At 35.7% G+C, this 2,885-nt stretch carries 2 protein-coding genes; one reads left to right on the top strand and one right to left on the bottom strand.

Going from position 1 to position 2,885, the window contains the following annotated elements:
* Nucleotides 1-145: 145 nt before the first annotated feature.
* Nucleotides 146-673: a hypothetical protein gene (locus Q0954_RS33525; RefSeq protein WP_299466307.1), complete on the bottom strand. Its 528-nt coding sequence runs from the start codon at nt 671-673 to the stop codon at nt 146-148.
* A gap of 702 nt (nt 674-1,375) precedes the next feature.
* Here Q0954_RS33525 and Q0954_RS33520 point away from each other — a divergent pair.
* Nucleotides 1,376-2,791: a hypothetical protein gene (locus tag Q0954_RS33520; RefSeq protein WP_299466304.1), complete on the top strand. Its 1,416-nt coding sequence runs from the start codon at nt 1,376-1,378 to the stop codon at nt 2,789-2,791.
* The last annotated feature ends 94 nt before the right edge of the window (nt 2,792-2,885 follow it).

The following is a 2,885-nucleotide window of genomic DNA, read 5'->3' as shown; positions in this document are numbered from 1 at the left end:
TGTGAGAGGTTCGGGGTGAAAATCCCCTTACCTACTCGACTTTACAGGGTTTAATAAGGTAAACATTTACTCGAATCAGCTATGGACTACGGACTAAATGCTATGGACTATTGTTATTAGCAAACGATGTAAGTCTACTTGTAACTTATTTAAACTTTCCCATTACCTCATCAAAGGCAATAACAAAAGCGTCATGCAAACCTTTCATTGCCAAGTGTTTTTCTTTCATTTTATGATGCTTTACACGCAATGCATGATGGGCTTTATGAAACTCGACATCTGTCATTTGTTTGTTGCCATGTTTGGCTGTTACATCTTCATGCTGCTTGATCAAGGTAGCATGTTCCTGGATAAGTTTGGCGTGATCGTCTAATAGTTTTTTGTGATCCTTAGCATCGCTTTCGTAGTCTTTTTCACGTTTACCGTTGTGAGCAGCTTCATACTTTTTGTCCATATCGGCAAACTCTTTTTCTAAAGAGGCGTGCTCTTTTTCCATAAAAGCATGCTCTTTCATCATAATATCATGCTCTTTTTTCAAATGTTCTGTCAGCTCAGCACTGTTGCCTGATTTTTTAGTGTCTGTCTGAATTTCTTCTGTGCTTTTTCCACCTCCACAGGCAAACATAAAACTAAGCACAAATACTACCATTAGGTTGGTTAATATATTCTTCATTGTTTAATAGTTTGTTACAATAATGTAGTTGTGAGTTTTGAGAGTATTTATACTTAAACAAAAATGGTTTTGAGGATGGATTTTGACTAATTGTCTGAATACCAACATTAATCTACAGCTTTGCTGTGCTGAGCTCTGCTTCAGCTAATATGTACCAAGACAAAATTAAATACACCTAACATGAAAGTATAACTATCAAATTATGAGACAGTTATCTTTACTTGTAGCTTATAGCTAATTGCACCGATATTCATCGGTATCTAAGGACTTGCTGCTACTTACTGTAAATCCTAAAATCACTTTAATCTTAGTATAACTCTGATGCAGGCATGAAGTATTGCAAGAATACCTGTACTGCTTTGAGCAAAAATACCTTTTGGGGTATAACAAAGCAAACCTTCAGTACATAAACCCTCATAATATTTTTTAGAAGAGCAATTTCTGCAAACAAAAAACTGCCTGAAACGAAAAAGTTGATGAATATGTTTAAAAAATTATAAAATTTGCATTAACTTGACGTTATCAATAGGCAATTAACTTCTCTCTTTTTTCAACATTTCACTATAACTTATTGAAACCCTAATGTTTGGAATAAGGGAAGAGGTATGTCTAAAAGGGGCAAGAACAAGGTTTTGTATGCCAAAACGAACTATGCATTGTTTTTAGCTCTGTTTATTTGTGTTATTTGAAAAACATCATTTTATGAAAAGAATCTATTCAGGTCTGCTTGTTTTTGCATTGTTTATAATTGCTATATCAGAAAGTATAGGGCAATATAGCTCTAAAAAAGTAGAGATTGCAAATGATAAATATTATGGAACAGTGGAAGTTTGTCAAGGATGCGATGGGGTAAAACCAGTAGCAGGGCAAACTTACGTTGGCTTAAGCAACAACGAGATCCAGACAAGCGAAGGTAAAGTTATGGGCAAACCTTTGCATGGAACAGTCAAACTATTTTTTAAAGAAAATAAAAAGCCCTACCTCCAAGCTTCTTTCTTTGCGGGACGGTACCATCAGCAATGCCAGGAATGGACAGAAGACGGAGAGTTTGTAATGAATGCTCATTACAAAAAAGGAGTAAAACACGGCAAAGTTGTTAATTATGTGTTTGGCAGTATTGAAACAGAAGATGTATATGACAATGGTCAAATAAAAGCAACTACTTATTTTGACCCTGAAAGCAAAAAACCTATCTCAAAGATAGAAACCCTGAGCAAAAACGGGAATCAAAAGCGCACCAAGGTAACATATTATGGGCTACTCAACATTCTAGAGGCAGAGCGTCAAGAAACTTGGCAGGGTGGGCAATTAATGGCAGCTTATTACGACGGCAGTTTTGTTAATAAAAACCGAAAACCTACTGTAAAAGTAGTAGAAAAAGGCCGTTATAAGATGAATCAAAAAGTAGGCACTTGGCATAAGTTGTATGACAATGGGGTAAAGGCTACTATTGAGTACGACCACGATAAAGTGAAAAGCGAAAAGTTTACTAAAGATGGCAAACCTTTTACTGGAGAAGTTATTTTTTCGGTGTATTTTCCAAAAAAGAAAAAAAATAGGGTACATGCCAAAATACAGGTAAAAAACGGCGTACGTAATGGCAAAACCACCTATATATGGGGCAAAAACGTCCGTAGTATTCAATATACTAATGGTAAAGTGGAAACAGCTAAAGACTTTTACGCCTTTATGAAAGAGCAAAAGGTAGCAAAAGAATATACTTTGAAAAAGCAATGTGATGGACGAGGTAGAGGGCTGTATGTCGAAAAGATACAATTAACTAATAAACATACGATTGTGTACTGCCATTACCGCAATATTATTTTGCCTACTGGCGCCGGACTTGCCACACCAGCCCCAGGTAAGAAGGATGGGTTTACTATGATAGATACTCAAACCAAGAAGGTAAACAAACTAGTGAAGTCTTTCTTTATTCAAAATGATGAAACCCGGCAACACGTATATTATGGCGAAATGATTCATTTTGTGTTGGTATTTGACAAACTACCTGCTACCACCAAAACCGTAAGTTTTGTGGAAGGTGATGAGGCTTATGTTACTCAAAAAGATGGCTCTGACCTTTATAAATGGGGGTGTTATGAATTAAAATTGAAATAATTTTTGACATTTTTTTAAAGGAACGATGCAAAAATAAAGTTCTATAGTTTAAGGAAATATTTTTTGGTCAGGCGAGGTCAAAAAACGCGGCATA

Origin of the sequence: uncultured Microscilla sp., assembly GCF_947493425.1 — a bacterium.
Taxonomy (GTDB): domain Bacteria; phylum Bacteroidota; class Bacteroidia; order Cytophagales; family Microscillaceae; genus Microscilla.
The sequence above is the reverse complement of the archived record's forward strand: the minus strand, read 5'-3'. Positions and strand labels throughout refer to the sequence as shown.